The 19202-nt window shown below is 67.5% G+C and carries 17 protein-coding genes and 2 tRNA genes; 14 read left to right on the top strand and 5 right to left on the bottom strand.

Going from position 1 to position 19202, the window contains the following annotated elements; all coding sequences use genetic code 11:
* Window positions 1-72: 72 nt before the first annotated feature.
* From ABFX36_RS15315 to ABFX36_RS15360, 10 genes are all read left to right on the top strand, one after another.
* On the top strand, window positions 73-843 hold the full coding sequence (locus ABFX36_RS15315) for a fumarylacetoacetate hydrolase family protein (RefSeq protein ID WP_062366961.1): 771 nt from the start codon (window positions 73-75) through the stop codon (window positions 841-843).
* Window positions 840-1673 carry an alpha/beta fold hydrolase gene (locus tag ABFX36_RS15320; protein WP_045539419.1) on the top strand — a complete coding sequence of 278 codons (834 nt, stop codon included), beginning with the start codon at window positions 840-842 and terminating at the stop codon, window positions 1671-1673. Before ABFX36_RS15315 ends, ABFX36_RS15320 begins: the two co-directional genes overlap by 4 nt.
* A 33-nt stretch (window positions 1674-1706) precedes the next feature.
* Complete coding sequence (locus ABFX36_RS15325) at window positions 1707-3539, top strand: glycosyltransferase (RefSeq protein WP_062366959.1); 1833 nt, start codon at window positions 1707-1709, stop codon at window positions 3537-3539.
* Between the two features lie 14 nt (window positions 3540-3553).
* Complete coding sequence (gltX, locus tag ABFX36_RS15330; RefSeq protein ID WP_278124380.1) at window positions 3554-5053, top strand: glutamate--tRNA ligase; 1500 nt, start codon at window positions 3554-3556, stop codon at window positions 5051-5053.
* A 139-nt stretch (window positions 5054-5192) separates the two neighbouring features.
* Window positions 5193-5264, top strand: a tRNA-Gln gene (locus tag ABFX36_RS15335).
* Window positions 5265-5318: 54 nt separating this feature from the next.
* A tRNA-Glu gene (locus tag ABFX36_RS15340) sits at window positions 5319-5391 on the top strand.
* A gap of 218 nt (window positions 5392-5609) precedes the next feature.
* A complete protein-coding gene (locus ABFX36_RS15345; RefSeq protein WP_197462918.1) occupies window positions 5610-6467 on the top strand; it encodes an SDR family NAD(P)-dependent oxidoreductase in 858 nt (285 codons plus the stop codon).
* Between the two features lie 36 nt (window positions 6468-6503).
* Complete coding sequence (locus tag ABFX36_RS15350) at window positions 6504-7427, top strand: reductase (protein ID WP_045539425.1); 924 nt, start codon at window positions 6504-6506, stop codon at window positions 7425-7427.
* Window positions 7428-7439: 12 nt separating this feature from the next.
* On the top strand, window positions 7440-9008 hold the full coding sequence (locus ABFX36_RS15355) for a flavin-containing monooxygenase (RefSeq protein WP_062366955.1): 1569 nt from the start codon (window positions 7440-7442) through the stop codon (window positions 9006-9008).
* Window positions 9009-9017: 9 nt separating this feature from the next.
* Complete coding sequence (locus ABFX36_RS15360) at window positions 9018-9770, top strand: MerR family transcriptional regulator (RefSeq protein ID WP_006895949.1); 753 nt, start codon at window positions 9018-9020, stop codon at window positions 9768-9770.
* Here the strand turns inward: ABFX36_RS15360 and ABFX36_RS15365 are convergent.
* Window positions 9752-10252 carry a pyridoxamine 5'-phosphate oxidase family protein gene (locus ABFX36_RS15365; RefSeq protein ID WP_346077081.1) on the bottom strand — a complete coding sequence of 167 codons (501 nt, stop codon included), beginning with the start codon at window positions 10250-10252 and terminating at the stop codon, window positions 9752-9754. The genes ABFX36_RS15360 and ABFX36_RS15365 overlap by 19 nt on opposite strands.
* A gap of 43 nt (window positions 10253-10295) precedes the next feature.
* Window positions 10296-11015: an IclR family transcriptional regulator gene (locus ABFX36_RS15370; RefSeq protein WP_039867175.1), complete on the bottom strand. Its 720-nt coding sequence runs from the start codon at window positions 11013-11015 to the stop codon at window positions 10296-10298.
* 135 nt (window positions 11016-11150) lie between these two features.
* On the opposite strand from ABFX36_RS15370, the gene leuC reads away from it, so the two are divergent.
* The 3 genes from leuC (at window position 11151) to ABFX36_RS15385 (ending at window position 14142) form a co-directional block, all read left to right on the top strand.
* Entirely contained in the window at window positions 11151-12587 is a 1437-nt protein-coding gene (gene leuC / locus ABFX36_RS15375) for a 3-isopropylmalate dehydratase large subunit (protein WP_062366948.1), read from the top strand.
* 37 nt (window positions 12588-12624) lie between these two features.
* Window positions 12625-13215, top strand: coding sequence for a 3-isopropylmalate dehydratase small subunit (gene leuD / locus ABFX36_RS15380; RefSeq protein ID WP_006895953.1), 591 nt, complete (start codon window positions 12625-12627; stop codon window positions 13213-13215).
* 183 nt (window positions 13216-13398) lie between these two features.
* Entirely contained in the window at window positions 13399-14142 is a 744-nt protein-coding gene (locus ABFX36_RS15385) for an HU family DNA-binding protein (RefSeq protein ID WP_062366946.1), read from the top strand.
* An 85-nt stretch (window positions 14143-14227) separates the two neighbouring features.
* On the opposite strand, the gene ABFX36_RS15390 is transcribed toward ABFX36_RS15385, so the two are convergent.
* From ABFX36_RS15390 to cofC, 3 genes are read right to left on the bottom strand one after another with little or no spacing between them, the layout of a single operon-like run.
* Window positions 14228-15133: an NUDIX hydrolase gene (locus ABFX36_RS15390; RefSeq protein ID WP_006895955.1), complete on the bottom strand. Its 906-nt coding sequence runs from the start codon at window positions 15131-15133 to the stop codon at window positions 14228-14230.
* A complete protein-coding gene (locus ABFX36_RS15395; RefSeq protein ID WP_006895956.1) occupies window positions 15133-17316 on the bottom strand; it encodes an RNA degradosome polyphosphate kinase in 2184 nt (727 codons plus the stop codon). Before ABFX36_RS15395 ends, ABFX36_RS15390 begins: the two co-directional genes overlap by 1 nt.
* A 14-nt stretch (window positions 17317-17330) precedes the next feature.
* Window positions 17331-18062 carry a 2-phospho-L-lactate guanylyltransferase gene (gene cofC, locus ABFX36_RS15400; RefSeq protein WP_062366944.1) on the bottom strand — a complete coding sequence of 244 codons (732 nt, stop codon included), beginning with the start codon at window positions 18060-18062 and terminating at the stop codon, window positions 17331-17333.
* Between the two features lie 126 nt (window positions 18063-18188).
* On the opposite strand from cofC, the gene ABFX36_RS15405 reads away from it, so the two are divergent.
* Window positions 18189-19199 carry an NAD(P)H-dependent glycerol-3-phosphate dehydrogenase gene (locus ABFX36_RS15405; RefSeq protein WP_062367028.1) on the top strand — a complete coding sequence of 337 codons (1011 nt, stop codon included), beginning with the start codon at window positions 18189-18191 and terminating at the stop codon, window positions 19197-19199.
* The last annotated feature ends 3 nt before the right edge of the window (window positions 19200-19202 follow it).

Consider the following 19202-nt stretch of genomic DNA (forward strand, 5'->3'; position numbering starts at 1 on the left):
GTAGCGTCTCACATAGTGATATATCCGTTTCACATTCTAGAACTGTCCGACTCGTGCGTTAGCCTTGGGGCTATGAAATTGGGTCGTGTAGCCAGTCCTGACGGTGTCGCTTTCGTCGCCGTCGAAGGTGAGCCCGGGCAGGAGACGGCCCGGGAGATCGCTGAACATCCCTTCGGAACGCCCACGTTCACGGGGCGCTCATGGCAGTTGTCGCAGACGCGCATCCTCGCGCCGATCCTCGCGACCAAGATCATCGCCATCGGCAAGAACTACGCCGCGCACGCAGCCGAGATGGGCGGCGAGGCGCCGGCGGATCCGGTCATCTTCATGAAGCCGAACACCTCGATCATCGGTCCGGAGGCGCCCATCGTCCGCCCGCCGTCGTCCGAGCGCGTCGATTACGAGGGCGAACTCGCGATCGTGATCGGGCGCCCGTGCAAAGACGTCCCGGCGGCCAAGGCGGGCGAGGTGATCCTCGGTTACACGGTGGCGAACGATGTGACCGCCCGCGACCAGCAGCAGCACGACGGCCAGTGGACGAGGGGCAAGGGCTACGACACCTTCTGTCCGCTGGGGCCGTGGATCGTCACCGACTTCGACCCCTCCGACGTCCAGATCAAGACCGAGCTCGACGGTGAGGTGAAGCAGTCGAGCCGGACCTCGCTCATGCTGCACAGTGTCGGAGAGATCGTCGAATGGGTGTCGCGTGTGATGACGCTGCTGCCGGGCGACGTCATACTCACGGGCACCCCGGAGGGGATCGGGCCGATGACCGCCGGTCAGCGCGTCTCGGTCTCCGTGGAGGGTATCGGGACGCTGAGCAACCCGGTGGTCGACAAGTGACCCGGCCCGCGCCGGCACGGCCTCAGACAGTGCGCGTCAACGGGATCAATGTGTCGTACACCGATGCCGGGTCGGGGCCTCTGGTGGTCATGGTGATGGGTACTGGGAGTCCCGGACGCGTGTGGCATGCGCACCAGCAGCCGGCACTCCTCAAGGCGGGCTACCGCGTCGTCACCTTCGACAACCGGGGTATCGCGCCCTCCAGCGAATGTGCCGAGGGCTTCTCGCTCGCCGACATGGTCGCCGACACCGCCGCCCTGATCGAGCATCTGGGCGGTCCCGCGCGGGTGGTCGGGACGTCGCTGGGCGCTCGGATCGCCCAGGAACTGGCGCTCGCCCGGCCGGATCTGGTGACTGCGGCGGTGATGCTCGCCACCTACGGGCGTCCGACCCCGATGCTCGAGGCCTTCTCGGCGGGGGAGCGGGAACTGTTCGACAAGAACATCACACTGCCCGATTCGTACCACGCCGCGCTCACGGCACATATGAATCTCTCGCCGCACACGCTCGCCGACGACCGCTCGGCGCGCGACTGGCTCGACATCATCGGCTTCAGCGGCCAGACGCGCGCGCCCGGCGTCCGCGCCCAGCTCGCGTTGCACGACCGCGAGCAGAACCGCCTTTCCGCGTACCGCGACATCGCGGCGCCGTGCCTCGTCGTGGGGTTCGCCGACGACCGGACGCTTCCGGCCTACCTGGCCAAAGAGGTATCCGAGGCGATTCCGGACGCCGAGTACCGTGAGGTGGCGCGAGCCGGTCACTACGGATACATCGAGCAGCCCGACGAGGTGAATTCGCTTATCCTCGAGTTCCTCAGCCGCCACAGATGATGGCGGGATCGGTGCGTGCACAGGGAGTCGCTCATGCCCCACAGTCAGCCGGGTGGGACCGGCCACCTTCTCCAGCGGACCTTCTTCGCGAGTGAAACCGCTCGCGTCGCCCCCGCCCTGTACGCCGATGCAGGCGGAACACCGGTCCGGGTGGAGCGTGACTGTGCGGTCCTGTCCGACGGTTCTCGGCTGAGCACCGACACCTACTTCGGTCGGTTCGCCGCCGCGTACTGGCAGCGGTACACCGACGTCGGGACGGTCGCCGTCGAGTTCGATTACTCATGCGACGACGGCGCCGAACTCACCGTCGCCACCCGTGCCTCCGACATCAGCGGGCGGATACGGCCGCTGACCGTGGTCGGTCTCACCGGTGCGGGCCGCGCCGTGGTGGAGGTGCAGATCGATCGCTACCTCGACGGCGGTGCCGCGTGGTTCGACCTCGCGGTCGTCGGTGGCCGAGCGCGCGTGTGGAACGCCCGGTGGACTACGGCGGTCGAGCCGGTCCGCGACCGCCGGGTCAGTGTGGTGATCTGCACGTTCAACCGTCCCGACGACGCTGTCGCCACGGTCGGCGCCGTCGCTCGTGACGCCGATCTCGCCGAGCGCGTCGAGACGGTTCACCTCGTCGACCAGGGCACACGCCGGGTCGCCGACGCCGCGGGCCTCGACGATCTGAGGGCCGACCTCGGCAGCCGGCTCGACTATGTCAACCAGGCCAATCTCGGTGGCAGCGGCGGTTTCTCGCGGGGAATCTACGAGGCGACCGCGGCCGGCCGACCGCTGACCGACGTGCTGGTGATGGACGACGACATCCTCTGCGAGTCGGAGTCGATCCTGCGGATGACCTCGTTCGCGCGATTCGCGCGGGAACCGATGCTGGTCGGTGCGCAGATGCTGCTGCTGTCGGAGACGACGCGCATCCACATGACGGCGGAGACCGACGATCTCGATCACCTGACGTGTGCCGACCCGCCGCCCAACGCCCGCCGCGGTGTCGACGCGCTCGAGTTCCGGCAGGACGTGCGTGTGATCGCCGGGTACAACGCCTGGTGGTCGTGCCTGATCCCGCGGGAGGCGATCGACGCGGTGGGTCTGCCGATGCCGTACTTCATCAAGTGGGACGACATCGAGTACGGCGTACGGTGCCGTCGAGCGGGCTTTCCCACGGTCACGCTGCCCAACGCCGGCGTCTGGCACGCCGACTTCCATCTCAAAGACGTCGACGACTGGTCGTCGTACTTCGGTCAGCGCAATGTACTGATCTCGGCGGCCATCCATTCGCGGTTCGACGGCAAGACGATCTCCGCGACCGTCGCGGAGCACATCGGCGAGTTGATCGTCGGCCTCAAGTACGGGCAGGCGGCGATCGAACTGCGGGCGGTCCGTGACTTTCTCGCCGGGCCGTACGTGCTCGCCGACGGCGGCCGAGCCAAGCTCGCCGAGATCAACGCGCTGCGTAGCGAGTACGACGACACCAGGCTGCGGCCCGCGTCTGAGATCGCGGACCTGCCGGTGATCCCGCGGCCGCCGGCGCCCGCGAAGAAGTGGGAACGGCGGGTGCTGGTGAAGCGCGCCGCGCAGCAGTTGCTCGGTCGGCGGGCGCCCGGGCGGGTGGCGATAGGCGCCGACGACGGAGCCTGGTGGCACGTCGGACGGTTCACCTCAGCGGTGGTCACCGACGCCTCGCAGACCGGCGTGCGGGTTCGCACATACGATCGCGCGACCAGTGTGGCGCAGGGCAGGGAGCTCGCCACGCTGTGCTGGCGACTGCGGCGGCAGGCCCCGGAACTCCAGCGCGCCTGGCGCGAAGCAGTGCCGCAGCTCACGAGCAGGGAGAACTGGGAACGACTGTTCGCAACGGACTGACTACCATTACGGCCATGACCAGTGCCGAGAACGTCCGCGTCCGCTTCTGTCCCTCCCCAACCGGAACTCCGCACGTCGGACTCGCCCGGACCGCGCTGTTCAACTTCGCTCAGGCGCGTCACGTCGGCGGCACCTTCGTCTTCCGGATCGAGGACACCGACGCGGCGCGTGACAGCCAGGAGTCGTACGACGCCATCCTCGACGCCCTGCGCTGGCTCGGATTGGAGTGGGACGAGGGACCCGAGGTCGGCGGCCCCTACGGACCGTACCGGCAGTCGGAGCGTAAGCAGATTCACCGCGATGTGGTCGCCCGGCTGCTCGAGGCGGGGGAGGCGTACGAGGCCTACTCCACCAACGAGGAGGTGGAGGCGCGGCACAAGGCGGCCGGACGCGACCCCAAGCTCGGCTACGACAACTTCGACCGTGATCTCACCGACGCGCAGCGCGCGGAGTTCCGTGCGCAGGGCCGCAAGCCGGTGATCCGGCTGCGGATGCCCGACGAGGACCTGACGTGGGACGACCTGGTTCGCGGCACCACCACGATCAAGGCGGGGACGGTGCCCGACTTCGCGCTCACTCGCGCCGCCCGCGGGGACGACGAGATCGGCGATCCGCTGTACACACTGGTGAACCCGGTGGACGACGCGATGATGAAGATCACGCACGTCCTGCGCGGCGAAGACCTCCTTCCGTCGACGCCCCGGCAGATCGCGCTGTACCGCGCACTGATGAGGCTCGGCGTGGCCGACCGCGTTCCCGAGTTCGGCCACCTGCCCTTCGTCATGGGTGAGGGCAACAAGAAGCTCTCCAAGCGCGACCCCGAGTCGAGTCTGTTCCACCACCGTGATCGGGGATTCATCCCCGAGGGTCTGCTCAACTACCTGGCCCTGCTGGGGTGGGGAATCTCCGCCGACCACGACATCTTCACGCTCGACGAGATGGTCGAGGCATTCGACGTCCGCAACGTGAATTCGAATCCCGCTCGCTTCGACCAGAAGAAGGCCGACTCCATCAATGCCGAGCACATCCGCCGGCTCGACTCCGCCGACTTCGCCGACCGACTGCAGAAGTTCCTGATCGACGGGGGCCGGTTGTCCGGGCCGGTCGACGCCGGCCGGTGGGCGGTGATCGCCGACCTCGTCCAGACGCGCATTCAAGTGCTCGGCGACGCGTGGGATCTCATCAAATTCCTGTTCGTGTCCGACGACGACTTCACCTACGACGAGAAATCTGTGAAGAAGAACCTCGGCGGGGAGGCCACCGGCGTGCTCGACGCGGCGATCGCGGCGTGCGAGGCGGTAGATCTCTGGGAGACCGCGGCCCTCGAGTCGGCTCTCAAGGAGGCTCTCGTCGACGGTCTGGAGCTCAAGCCGCGCAAGGCCTTCGGGCCCGTGCGCGTCGGTGTCACCGGTGCCGCGGTGAGCCCGCCGCTGTACGAATCGATGGAGTTGCTGGGGCGAGAGAAGTCGCTGGCTCGACTCCGCCAGGCGCGCGAACTGTCGGCTTCGCTCTGATCACCTCGGCTGGTCGGGCGCCCTGAACGGGCCCCTGACCAGCCGATTTGTGTTTAGGGTGGGTGGTGTTGGTATTGTTCTTCCCGGCCCGGAAAGCGGAACGGCAGCGCCAAGCCCAACGGATTCCGGTTCAAACCCTTGGGGTATGGTGTAATTGGCAACACAGCTGATTCTGGTTCAGCCATTCTAGGTTCGAGTCCTGGTACCCCAGCGAAGTACACGGATGTTATTCTGTGTGCCTCACAATTCAACAGAGTTGATCTAGGGCCCCGTCGTCTAGCGGCCTAGGACGCCGCCCTCTCAAGGCGGTAGCGCGGGTTCGAATCCCGTCGGGGCTACAGAAGAAGACCCCCGGTCATGAAGTGGAATTCATGACCGGGGTTCTTCTCTTTCGGCGTCCTCGATACACCATCCTTCACTGTGCCATTGACAACTGGCGCAGTGAGTGATGTTGTTCAGAGATGGGAAGTTGCGCGAATCACTCAGGTCCGGATCCGGTGTCTGGAATCACTGGTCGGCGCTCCGGGAGCCTCGACAGCGCGACGGGGGCGCACTGATGTACGGCGTCGACCGGCTTCTTCATCGTCTGGTCCGCGACCCGCGCTCAGTCGGTGCCGACGCGGTCGTCACCGGTGCGGGCAGCGGGATCGGGAGGGCCTTCGCACTCGAACTCGCCCGCCGGGGCGGTGATGTGGTCTGTGCCGACATCGACGCCGAGCGCGCCGCCGAGACCGTCGCGCTCATCGCCGCCGAGACCGGCCGCAGCGCCCCCGCGGTCCGATGCGATGTGGCCGATCGGGCCGATGTCGAGGCGCTGGTGACCGTCGTCTGCGATGTCTTCTCCGGGGCGCCGACACTCGTCGTCAACAACGCCGGAGTCGGAATCGGCGGCGAACCGGTGGGGCAGGTGGGCCTCGACGACTGGGACTGGGCGCTGGGAATCAATCTCTGGGGCGTGATCCACGGATGCGAACTCTTCGCCCCCGTGCTCCGCGCGGCCGGCCGCGGCGGAATCATCAACGTCGCGTCCGCGGCGGGGTTCGCCGCGGCACCGTCGATGGGGCCGTACAACGTCTCCAAAGCCGGCGTCATGTCGCTGTCGGAGACCCTCGCAGCCGAGCTCGCGGGGTCGGGCGTCGGAGTCACGGTGCTCTGCCCGACGTTCGTCAAGACCAATGTCGCGCGGGACGGCCGGATCACCGAGGCCGGACAGAATCTGGCCGGCCGGCTGATGGAACTGACCGGAACCTCGCCGCAGTCCGTCGCCGCCATGACCCTGGACGCCCACGATCTCGGACGGCTGTACGTGCTCCCGCAACTCGACGCCAACGTGATCTGGCGTCTCAAGCGTTTTCTCCCCGTCCCGTACGCCCGCGGTCTCGGCGTGCTGGGCCGCTTCCTGCCGGCCGCCTGACCGACAGTCTCATCGCATCCAACGAAAGGACCGGCCATGGCCATGGACTTCGACAGCATGCTCCAGAAGATCAAAGACCGGCAGTGGGCGCTCGCCGACATCGACTGGGACGCACCGGGCGCCGAACTGATCGAGCCGGAACTGCATGCGAAGCTCAAGCCGTTCATCTCCGATCTGATGTGGATCGAGAACGTCGGTGCGCGCGGATTCGCGGCGATGGCGAAGAAGGCTCCCGACGCCACCCTCAAGAGCATCTACGAGCACTTCCACGCGGAGGAACAGAAGCACGCGAACGCCGAGCTGGCGCTGATGCGGCGCTGGGGGATGCTCGACGACGATGAGATCCCGTCGCCCAACGTGAACGTTCAGCTGGTGATCAACTGGCTCGATCGTTACTCCGACGGACTGTCGCTGTCGTTCCTGGGCACGGTGATTCCGATGCTGGAGGTGGCGCTCGACGGTGCGCTCATCAAGTTCATCACCGACGAGGTGAAGGACCCGGTGGCGCAGGAGGTGTTCAAGCGGATCAACTCCGACGAATCACGCCACCTGGCAGTGGATTTCGAGGTGATGGACATGTTGGGCCACGCCAGTCTGCGTCGGCGCACGATCGACTTCGTCGGCGGATGGGCGCAGCCCTCTCTGCTCATCGGACTGCTGACATACCTTCCGCTGCTGAACAAGATGCGCGACAACATCGTCGCGATGGGCGTCGACGAGCAACGTCTCTACAGCGCGATGAAGCGCTACCGCTCGGTCGGGCGGCGCAGCGAGTACACCCGCAGACTGCCGATGTTCCGTTTCGTCGCCACACACGGCGCTCTGGTGACCAATCGTGACAACGTCGCCTATCACGCGGTCGCCGATTCGCTGGTGACGGTGACGAACTGGATTCCCGTGTCGCTGGTGAGGCGAACACCGACGTGGTCGCGGGAGTTGACCTACGAGCCCACGGCCTGACGGGAGACCACCATGACACTCTCAGTGGCCGTCATCGGAGCCGGATTCGCCGGTATCGGCGCCGCGATCAGACTCAAAGACAAGGGCATCGACGAATTCGTCGTGTTCGAACGGGACACCGCGATCGGCGGGACGTGGCGCGACAACACCTATCCCGGTGCCGCGTGCGATATTCCGTCCCAGCTGTACTCGTACAGCTTCGCTCCCAATCCGGAGTGGTCGCACACCTATTCCGGCAGCCGCGAGATCCTCGATTACATCGAAGAGATGGCCGACGCCGCCCGAGTGCGCGAACACATCCGGTTCGAGCACACCGTCTGCGGCCTGGACTACGATGCGGCCTCGGGTGAATGGACGATCTCCTTCGAGCACCTCGCACCTGTTCGGGCGCGGTCGGTGATCCTGGCGTCCGGCCCGCTCGCCAATCCCTCGTTCCCGGACATCCGCGGAATAGACGACTACGAAGGTCATCGGATCCACAGTGCCCGATGGGACCACGACTACGACTTCACCGGCAAACGGGTGGCGGTGGTGGGTACCGGGGCCAGCGCCGTCCAGATCGTGCCCGAGTTGGTGAAACAGGCGGCTTCGGTGAAGGTCTTCCAGCGGACCCCCGGCTGGGTTCTGCCGCGCGTCGACGTCAAGACCGGCAGGCTGACCAAGACCGCATACCGATCGATTCCCGGAGCCCAGAAGCTGGTCCGTTCGGCATGGTTCTGGGGACACGAATCCATCGCGCTCGGCGTGGTCTGGAACACTCCGCTCACCCGCGCGGTGGAAGCGGCGAGCAAGCTGTACCTGCGGTCGCAGGTGTCCGACCCGTGGCTCCGGCGCCAACTCACCCCGGACTTCGCAGCCGGCTGCAAGCGGCTGTTGATGACCACCGACTACTATTCGGCGCTTCAGCAGGACAATTGCAAGCTGGTCACCTGGCCGATCGCCCGGATCGCACCCCAGGGGATCCGGACGGTCGAGGGTATCGAGCACCAGGCCGACTGCATCGTCTTCGCGACCGGGTTCGACGTGGCGAAGGCGGGCACGCCGATACCGGTGACGGGTCTGGACGGACGGGTCCTCGCCGACGAATGGCGAGGCGGTGCGTACGCGTACCGCAGCGTCGCGGTGTCGGGGTACCCCAATCTGTTCTTCACGTTCGGACCCAACTCCGGCCCGGGCCACAACTCCGCGTTGGTGTACATGGAGGCCCAGATCGAATACATCACCGACGCCATCGGGCGACTGCTGGCGGCCGACTGGAAGGCACTCGACGTCCGGGCCGACGTCCAGCGGGCCTACAACGACGACATTCAGCGGCGGCTGGGCGCCACCACGTGGAACTCCGGTTGTCGGAGCTGGTATCTCACCGATGACGGCTTCAACGCGACGATGTATCCGGGATTCGCGACCCAGTACGTCCGTCAGCTCCGCAGGGTGGATCTACGCGACTACCGAATCCTGGTGCACGCGTCGGGGCGGGGCGCCGATGCCGAGATGGCGGGCGGCCGCGGCGGAGGCTCCGATGCCGCCCGTGCGGTCGATCCCGGTCTGCGGGGTCGGAGGCGACCCGTGGGTGCCGGATAACATCTGCGCATGACCGAGTACCGGATCGACGACCTCGCTCGCATATCCGGGGTCACCACCCGCAACATCCGCGGCTATCAAGAGCACGGCCTCCTGCCGCGTCCGGTGCGTCGAGGCAGGGTGGCGATCTACACGGAGAAGCACCTGAGCAGACTCCGCGCGATCGACAAACTGCTGCGCAACGGGTTCACGCTCAAGCACATCGCGACCTTCCTGACGAATCCGCGGGCACTCGTCGGCGAGGCTCTGGAACTGACCGAGATCCTCGACGAGCCGTGGGCGAGTACGGAACGGACCGTGTTCGACCGCCCGGCGCTCGAGCGTCTGTTCGGAACCGTCGACGACGCAGACGTGCAGGCGTTGCTCGGCGCGGGCCTGCTGGAGGAGACCGCCGACGGCGCGGCGTATGAGACCGGCGATCCTCGGAGCCTCCGCAATCTCGCGCGGCTCGTCGAACAGGGAATGCGACTGACGGTGCTGGCCGACGTGCACCGTCGGTTCGCCGAGAAGGTCGCCGAGGCCGCCGAGATCCTGATGGTCTCCGCACGGGAAGAGGTGGACCGCAGGCGCGGCCCGGGATGGGTGCCTGCCGACCAGGACGAGGCGTCCTGGGCGGCCTCACTGCTGGGGACGATGCGTGCGGTCGGTACGCAGAATGCACACGCCACCCTCGACCGGTGCCTCGACGGAGCGCTCGACCACGAACTCAGAGTCCATCAGCACGCGGCCGGCGAACGCGAGTCTCAGTCGTCGAGCCACTGAGCCGTCGACCCCGCCACGGGCATCGACGGGAGGTTCAGCTTCCGGTGATCCCACGAGCGGATCCTTGACGGCACCAGGCGCACCGCGACCCTCTTGTGCATCATCGCTTCGACGGCGGGCTGGAGATCGTCGCTGTACGGCCCGGTGTACCGCTCCCACACGCTGATGCCGACCTTGAGGCAGCTCTCGGCGTCGTCGTAGACCTCGACCGTGCCTTCGATGCTGACGCCGCGCAGAATGTCGTAGGTGTCGCCGTCCTCGATCAGGACGGTCGCGTGCGGGTCGCGGCGGAGATTGACCACCTTCTGCGACTTCGCCTTGGTCTCGAACCAGATCTCGCCGTCGATCACGCCATACCACATGGCGGTGAGGTGGATCGCGTCCTTGCCGTGCGTTCCGAGAGTGGCGACCCGGTGGCGGTTGATGAATTCCTCGATCTCGTCGTCGCTCATGACGATCGCCGCGCGTTGGTTGATTCCCATGATCCGACGTTATCGTCTCGCCCGTCGGGCTGCCGCGGTCGACTCAGATCTGTGCCGGTGTCTTGAGTTTCGCGCTGATGGCGTCGGCGGCCGCCACCAGATCGGTGGCCAGCCGGTCGCCGGGACGGCGGCCCATCCGGTCGACGGGTCCGGACACCGACACCGCGGCCACGACGGCACCGGAGGCGTCGCGCACGGGTGCGGAGATGCTCGCCACGCCCGCAGCGCGTTCGGCGACGCTCTGCGCCCATCCTCGCCTGCGGATCTCGGCGAGCGTCCGCTCGGAGTAGACGGCGTCGGCGAGGAGACTGCGGAGAGTGTCGGGATCGGACCAGGCGGCGAGCACCTTGGCCGCCGAGCCCGCGGACATCGGCAGCCGCGTGCCCTCCGGAACGGTGTCGCGCAGACCGGTCGGCGGCTCCACGGCCGCGATGCAGACGCGATCGGCGCCCTCTCGGCGATAGAGCTGCACCGACTCGCCTGTGGACTCCTGCAGGCGGGGGAGCACCATCAGGGCGGCTTCGCGGACGGTGTCGCGGGCGGTCGCGGCGAGCCTGCCGAGAGTGGGACCGGGAATCCACCGGCCGCTGTCGTCGCGCGCGACCAACTGGTGCACTTCGAGCCCGACGGCCAGCCGGTGGGCGGTGGCCCGGGGCAGCCCGGTCGCGTCGCACAGCTCGCCCAAGTTGCACGGCTGCTCCGACACCGTGTGCAGAATCATCACGGATTTGTCCAGCACGCCGATTCCGCTATCCTTTCCCATAGGACGATATTAACCGTCCAAATACTGAGATTGAAAGTCGAGGGGCGCAGGCCCGGCCGAGGTGGTCCACAGCCCGGACCTCCCGGTCGCGTCTCCCGACTCGAAGTGGAACTACTAGAAGATGCGAGTGAGCTCATGACGCAGAGCGCCGGAAATCCGCGCACGCTGGCCGAGAAGGTCTGGGACGACCACGTCGTCGTTCCGGGAGAGGCCGATGCGAGCGGCAACACCAACCCCGACCTGATCTACATCGACCTGCACCTCGTGCACGAGGTGACCAGTCCGCAGGCCTTCGACGGCCTCCGGATGGCCGGCCGGAAGCTGCGTCGACCGGACCTCACCATCGCCACCGAGGACCACAACGTCCCGACCGTCGACATCTTCAGCCCGATCGCCGATCAGGTCTCGGCCCTGCAGGTGGAGACGCTGCGCAAGAATTGCGAGGAGTTCGGCGTCCGCCTCTACCCGATGGGCGACGCGGAACAGGGCATCGTGCACGTCGTCGGTCCCCAGCTGGGACTGACCCAGCCCGGCATGACCGTCGTCTGCGGCGACAGCCACACCTCCACTCACGGCGCCTTCGGCGCGCTGGCGATGGGGATCGGCACCTCCGAGGTGGAGCATGTGATGGCCACCCAGACGCTGTCGCTGCGGCCGTTCAAGACGATGGCGATCACCGTCGACGGCGAACTGCCGCCCGGCGTCACGAGCAAGGATCTGATCCTGGCCGTGATCGCGGAGATCGGCACCGGCGGGGGACAGGGACACGTGCTGGAGTACCGCGGTCCGGCGATCGAGAAGCTCTCGATGGAGGCCCGGATGACGATCTGCAACATGTCGATCGAGGCGGGTGCCCGGGCCGGCATGATCGCGCCGGACGAGGTGACCTACGAGTTCCTCAAGGGCCGTCCGCATGCACCGACCGGCGACGACTGGGATGCGGCCGTGGAGTACTGGAACTCGCTGCGGACCGACGAGGGTGCGGTCTTCGACCGCGAGGTCCACATCGACGCCTCCGCCTTGACGCCCTTCGTCACCTGGGGTACCAACCCCGGCCAGGGTCTGCCGTTGGGTGCGAACGTGCCGGATCCGGCCGACATCACCGACGAGACCGAGGCGCAGACGGCCGCTCGGGCGCTCGAGTACATGGACTTGACGCCCGGCATGCCGCTGCGCGAAGTCAAGGTCGACACCGTCTTCGTCGGCTCATGCACCAACGGACGCATCGAAGATCTGCGGGCGGTCGCGGAGGTTCTCAAGGGCCGCAAGGTGGCCGACGGAATGCGGATGCTGGTGGTGCCCGGTTCCATGAAGGTCCGTGCGCAGGCCGACGCGGAGGGACTCGGCGAGATCTTCGAGGCAGCCGGCGCCGAATGGCGGATGGCGGGTTGCTCGATGTGCCTGGGAATGAACCCGGACCAGCTCTCGCCGGGCGAGCGCTGCGCGTCGACGTCGAACCGCAACTTCGAGGGTCGCCAGGGCAAGGGCGGCCGCACGCATCTGGTGTCGCCGGCCGTCGCCGCCGCGACCGCCGTGCGCGGCACGCTCGCCGCCCCCGCCGATCTGGACTGACCGAGCCTCTCCAAGGCCTGACTAGGAGTCAAACACGATGGAACCGTTCATCACCCACACCGGTGTCGGAGTTCCGTTGCAGCGCAGCAACGTCGACACCGATCAGATCATCCCCGCCGTCTACCTCAAGCGCGTCACACGAACCGGATTCGAGGACGGCCTGTTCGCCGGATGGCGAGGCGACCCCGACTTCATTCTCAACAACGAGCCCTGGAGCAAGGGGTCGGTGCTCGTCGCCGGACCGGATTTCGGCACCGGCTCCTCGCGTGAGCACGCCGTCTGGGCACTCATGGACTTCGGCTTCCGCGTCGTCATCTCGTCGCGCTTCGCCGATATCTTCCGCGGCAATTCCGGCAAGGCCGGGCTGGTGGCCGCACAGGTGGCCCAGTCCGACGTCGAGCTGCTGTGGAAGCGGCTCGAGGCCGAGCCGGGACTGGAGCTGACGGTCAGTCTGGAGGACAAGACCGTCACCGCGGGCGATCTCGTGGTGCCGCTGCAGATCGACGATTACACGCGCTGGCGCCTGATGGAGGGACTCGACGACATCGGGCTGACCCTCCGCCAGACGGATGCGATCGCCGAGTACGAGTCGCGGCGTCCGTCGTTCAAGCCGACCACCCTGCCCTGACCTGCGATCGCGGGCGCTGAAGCCTCACGGCGAGAATCGATTTCGACGCTCGCCGTGAGGCTTGCGTTCTGCGGCCGAACTTCTCATGTGAATTTGCGCTGGTTGGCTTATTTTGCGCCACGATCCGTTTACCGTGTGGATTAGCTGGCACGCCCGGCCAGTGTGAATCCTGCGGAGGTACGGATGAACAAGGCAGAACTCATCGAGGAACTCACCAAAAGACTCGATGCGGACAGGAAGACAGCCACCAACTTCGTCGAGCAGGCGATCGACACCATCGTTCGCGCCGTGAACAAGGGTGAGAGCGTCACGATCACCGGTTTCGGCGTCTTCGAGAAGCGCCGTCGTGCAGCGCGCGTGGCACGCAATCCCCGCACCGGAGAAACGGTGAAGGTGAAGGCCACGTCGATCCCGGCCTTCCGGCCGGGTGCTCAGTTCAAGGCGATCGTCTCCGGCAAGCAGAAGCTCAAGTCGGGGCAGCCCGCGGTGAAGCGCGCGTCGGCGACACCGGCCGCCGGTTCCGGAACCGCCAAGAAGGCCGCACCGGCTAAGTCCACCGCTGCGGCGAAGAAGACCACCGCGGCGAAGAAGACGACGGCCAAGAAGACGACGGCCACGAAGACCACGGCCGCGAAGAAGACGGCCGCCACGAAGGCCGCCGCGAAGAAGACAACGCCGGCGAAGAAGACCGCCGCCGCGAAGAAGGCGCCCGCGAAGAAGACCGCGGCCAAGAAGACGGCTCCGGCGAAGACCGCCGGCGCGGGTACGACGGCCACGAGCGCCGCGGCCGAGAAGACGGCACCGGCGAAGAAGGCGACAGCCAAGAAGACCGCTGCTGCCAAGAAGACGACGGCGGCCAAGAAGTCCGCTCCGGCGAAGAAGGCCGCCGCCAAGAAGTCCGCACCGACGAAGGGCGCCGACGACTGACCGAATCCACCTGCCGCCAAAGGGTATTGCGCACTTCGGCCCCTGTCCGCACGATGTGGACGGGGGCCGAAGTGCGTCCGGTGTGTCAGTCGGCGAGCGGACTGGGGATGTGATCGGCGGCGACGAGATCGCCGTCGCGCGTGGTCAGCACCCATACGCTGCCCTTGCGGTTGTCCGCTTCGGGCAACTCCACACCGTCGGCCTCGGCCCACCGGTGCAGCAACGGTGCGATGACTCCGCCCTGACTGCACACCGCGTGCACCGACCCAGTCTTGCTCGCCAGTCGTCGAATCCTGCGGTAGGCCTCGTCCGGAGCCGCCTCGAAGGACTCCTCCGACAGTGCAGGTTCCAGCTTCACCTCGGTGCGCAGCGATTCGGCCAGCGGCGCGAGAGTGTCGACGCACCGTGTCCGGTCGGCGGCGTGCAGGCGGTGCGCGCCGAAGAGGGGGAGCAGCTCACGGATCGCCGCGGCCTGGGCCACCCCGCACGTGTCGAGCGGCCGCAGGCGATCGTCGCCGGTGAAGTCCCTGCGGCTCCCCGCCGACGCATGCCGGAGAACGATCAGTGTATGCAGCTCTCGCACCGGCCGGGAGGCGAAGGTGTGCAGCACATCGCGATCGGCGTCGTAGCTGACCGCGTCGATCGCGTCGGCCACCGGAAGCCACTTCAGATCGTCGCATTCGCGGTTGGCGTGGAACCCTCCGCCGACGGCCTCCACCGCCCAATAGGAGACCCGTTTCGGTACCCCCGAGGCCAGACGGTAGCCGACAGTGCGCAGCCGGTGTCCCAACCGCACCTCGTAGCCGGTCTCTTCGACGAGCTCCCGCGCGGCCGTCACCGGCAGGATCTCGCCGCGTTCGGCCTTTCCCTTGGGCAGCGACCAGTCGTCGTAGCGCCGCCGGTGAACCAGCGCCACCTTCACGCCGGCCGACTTGCTCGGCTTCCAGAGGACGCCGCCTCCGGCCCACACGGTACGGGTCGGCCGGCTCATCAGGATCCAGTCGGGTCGGCGTGGTGGCGTTGACGGGTCATCATCTGTCGCTGGTGGTCGCGGACCTGCTCACCGGCCGCCGGCTGGGCCCGCCAGGTGCCGTCCGGCTGCAGTTCCCAGCAGCGGGTCCGGGGATCGAGCGCCGACTCGAAGATGTCCTCCAGATCGGCGGCCAGCCTGCGGTCACGGACCTGCACCATCACCTCGACACGTCGATCGAGGTTGCGGTGCATCATGTCGGCGCTGCCGATCCAGTACTCGTTCTGGGCACCGAACTGCAGGATCCGTGAATGCTCCAGGAACTCGCCGAGAATCGACCGGACGACGATGTTCTCGCTGAGTCCCTCCACACCCGGTCGCAGCGCGCAGATGCCCCGCACCACTACGTCGACGCGAACGCCCGCCTGTGAGGCCCGGTACAGCGCGTCGATCACCTGCTCGTCGACCAGCGCGTTGGCCTTGAGCCGGATGAGTGCCCCCGGATCTCCGGACCGGTGGGCCGCGATCTCGCCCTCGATCCGCTCGATGATGCCGGTGCGGATGCCGTGGGGCGCCACCAGCAGATTCCGGTACTCCTGCTTGCGCGAGTAGCCGGTGAGCGTGTTGAACAGGTCGGTGAGGTCCGAGCCGATCTCCGGTGCGGCGGTGAATAGACCGACGTCTTCGTACAGCCGTGCCGTCTTCGGGTTGTAGTTGCCCGTGCCGATGTGGCAGTAGCGGCGAAGGGTCGAGCCCTCGCGACGGATCACCAGGCAGGTTTTGCAATGCGTCTTGAGACCGACGAGCCCGTAGACGACGTGCACCCCGGCCTGTTCCAGAGTGCGCGCCCAGCGGATGTTGGCCTGTTCGTCGAACCGTGCCTTGAGTTCCACCAGCGCCACCACCTGTTTGCCCGCGGCCGCGGCGTCGATCAGCGCGTTGACGATGGGCGAGTCGCCCGAGGTGCGGTACAGGGTCTGCTTGATGGCCAGCACGTGCGGATCGGCGGCCGCCTGCTCGATGAATCGCTGGACGCTGGTGGAGAACGAGTCGTAGGGGTGATGCACCAGCACGTCGCCGTCGCGCAGGGTCGAGAAGATGCTCTTCGGCGTCTCCCGCTCACCGAACGCCGGGTGGGTGGCCGGCACGAACGGACGCTCCTTCAACTGCGGCCGGTCGATCCCGTAGATCTGCCAGAGACAGGTCAGATCGAGCAGTCCAGGCACTTGGATGACGTCGCCCGGGTCGACGTCCAACTCGCGGAGCAGGAGTTCGAGCATGTGCTCGGTCATGTCGTCGCCGACCTCGAGCCGGACCGGTGAACCGAACCGCCTGCGCGCCAGTTCGCGTTCGAGCGCCTGGAGCAGGTCCTCGTCACGGTCCTCGTCGACCTCGAAGTCGGCGTTGCGCGTGACCCGGAAGACGTGGTGCTCCACGATCTCCATGCCGGGGAACAGTTCCGGCAGATTGGCCGCGATCAGATTCTCCACGGGCAGGAAGAGCGCGGTGCGCGGCCCGTCGTCGGGGCCCTGCGGCTGGACGAGACGGTCGACCCGGACGAACCGGTTGACGTTGTCGGGCACCTTCACACGCGCGAAGTGCTCGCCGCCCTCGGCGCGGTCCTTCACCGTCACCGCGAGGTTCAGGCTCAGACCCGAGATGTAGGGGAACGGATGCGCCGGATCGACGGCCAGCGGGGTCAGGATCGGGAACAGTTCGTTGTGGAAGTGCGTCTGCATCCGCACCCGCTCGGCGGCCGTGAGATCGTCCCAGCCGATGATCTTGATGTTCTCGCCGGAGAGTGCCGGGAGCACCGAGTCACGGAAGACGCGCGCATGCCGGTCGGCGATCTTCTGGGTGCGGACAGCGATCATATGCAGTTGCTCGCGCGGGGAACGGCCGTCCGCCGAGCGCACCGAGAGGCCGGTCTCGTCGCGGCGCTTGAGGCCCGCGACGCGCACCATGAAGAACTCGTCGAGATTCGACGCGAAGATGGCCAGGAACTTGGCGCGCTCCAGCAGCGGGCGGGAGACGTCCTCGGCCAGTGCGAGGACGCGAGAGTTGAAGTCGAGCCAGCTCAGCTCACGGTTGAAGTACCGGTCGGCCGGCAGGTCCGCCGCTTCGTCGGGATCCACGGTCTCGGCCGGCAGTGCGGCGGGCAGGGCGGTCTGGGACTCGTTCTCGATCTCTTCCGTGGCACTCACGCGTCAATTGTGGACTATCGGTCCGATGCTGTCCTGTCAGCCGGACGGTTTGGTTCACCGGAGTGTCGGGACGCCCGGAGTGCCGCGCCCGTGCGTCTCCCGACGCCGAGTTCGACCGCGGCGGCCAGATCCGCGGGCGTGTCGACGTCGGTGCGCAGCCGGGCCCACCGCAGCCGCCCGGGATCGAGCTCTACCGCTCCGGCCGCTCGGTGCGCCGACGCCGACCGGGCACCGAATCGCGGTTCGACGGGGTGCTGGGCGCGCACCACCAGCAGCGCCGTGCCCTCTCCGGAGCGGTCGGCGACGAAGGCGGCGGGGGCGCCTCCGGCGATGGCTGCGGCCGCCTCGTCCAGTACCTCGGCGAGCGTGAGCGCGTCGAGCGCGGCGAGGTCGGCCTGCAACGCGGCGATCAGCGCGGCGGTCGGGGAGACTGCCGCGATCGCATGCGCCAGCGCTGCGTTCAACGGTGATCGGTGCGGCGCGTCGCCGGCCTCCTCGGGCTCGTCGAGTACCCGGACACCGTGCTCGCGGACGGCGACGTGCACGGCGGGGTCGGGAGTGACGACAGCCGCCTGCGCGACGCCCGCCTCCCGGACCGCCTCGAGCGTGTCGCCGAGCATCGCGGTCACCAGGCTCCGGCGCTGCTCGTCGGAGGGCAGGGCCCCGGCCAGCCGTGACTTCGCGTGGTCCAGCCGTTTCACGGCCAGGACGACGGCTATCGGGAGCGGGTCGCGCATGTTCACCATGGTGCAGCACCGACGGGCCGGGCCGCCTGCCGGGCCGTCGAGCCGACCCCGGCGATCGGCGCTGAGCCGTGGCGAGGTGGCGCTAGGGTGGACCGCAGTTACCGGTCGTGGGTGGAGGAGTCGCGAGTGCGTGCAGTAGTGATGGGTGCTGGATCGTGGGGCACCGCGGTGGCGAAGGTGCTCGCCGATGCGGGCAACGAGGTGAAGATCTGGGCTCGCCGTCCGGAGCTGGTGGAGCAGATCAACACCGCCCACGAGAATCGCGATTACCTCTCGGGTATCGCGCTGCCCGAGAGTCTGCGGGCCGTCGGCTCCGTGGAGGAGGCGCTGGCCGGCGCCGAACTGGTGGTGTGTGCGGTGCCCTCGCAGTCGTTGCGTGCCAACCTCGAGATCTGGCGACCGCATCTGCCCGCCGATGCGATCCTGCTGTCCCTCGCCAAGGGCGTCGAGACGAGTTCCGGTAAGCGGATGAGCGAAGTGATCGCCGAGGTCACCGGGTTCCCGGCTCGGCAGATCGCGGTGCTGACCGGACCCAACCTCGCGAAAGAGGTGGCGCAGGGACAGCCCGCCGCCACCGTGATCGCATGCGTCGACGAGGCCCAGGCGGTTCGTGTGCAGGAGGCATTCGCCACCGGATACTTCCGTCCGTACACCAACGTCGACGTCGTCGGCTGCGAGATCGGCGGAGCAGCGAAGAACGTGATCGCGCTCGCGTGCGGCATGGCGTCCGGGATGGGCTTCGGCGAGAACACGCTGGCGACGATCATCACGCGCGGTCTCGCCGAGACCATTCGGCTGGGAGTGGCACTGGGCGCCGACATCACCACCCTCGCCGGTCTCGCGGGCATCGGCGACCTCGTGGCGACGTGCTCCTCGCCGCTGTCGCGCAACCGAACCTTCGGTGCCCGCCTAGGCGAGGGCGCGAGCCTGGCCGAGGCTCAGGCGGCGACCAACGGGCAGGTGGCCGAGGGCGTCAAATCGTGCTCGTCGGTGCTGGCGCTGGCGAAGGCGCACGGGGTGGAGATGCCGCTGACCGAGGCCGTCCATCAGGTGTGCCACGAGGGCATGTCGGTGTCGGACATGGTCAGTTCCCTGCTCGGGCGCAGCACCAAACCGGAGGTGTACGGGCGGGCCTGAACC

This window comes from Gordonia cholesterolivorans, assembly GCF_039531975.1.
Classification (GTDB): domain Bacteria; phylum Actinomycetota; class Actinomycetes; order Mycobacteriales; family Mycobacteriaceae; genus Gordonia; species Gordonia sihwensis.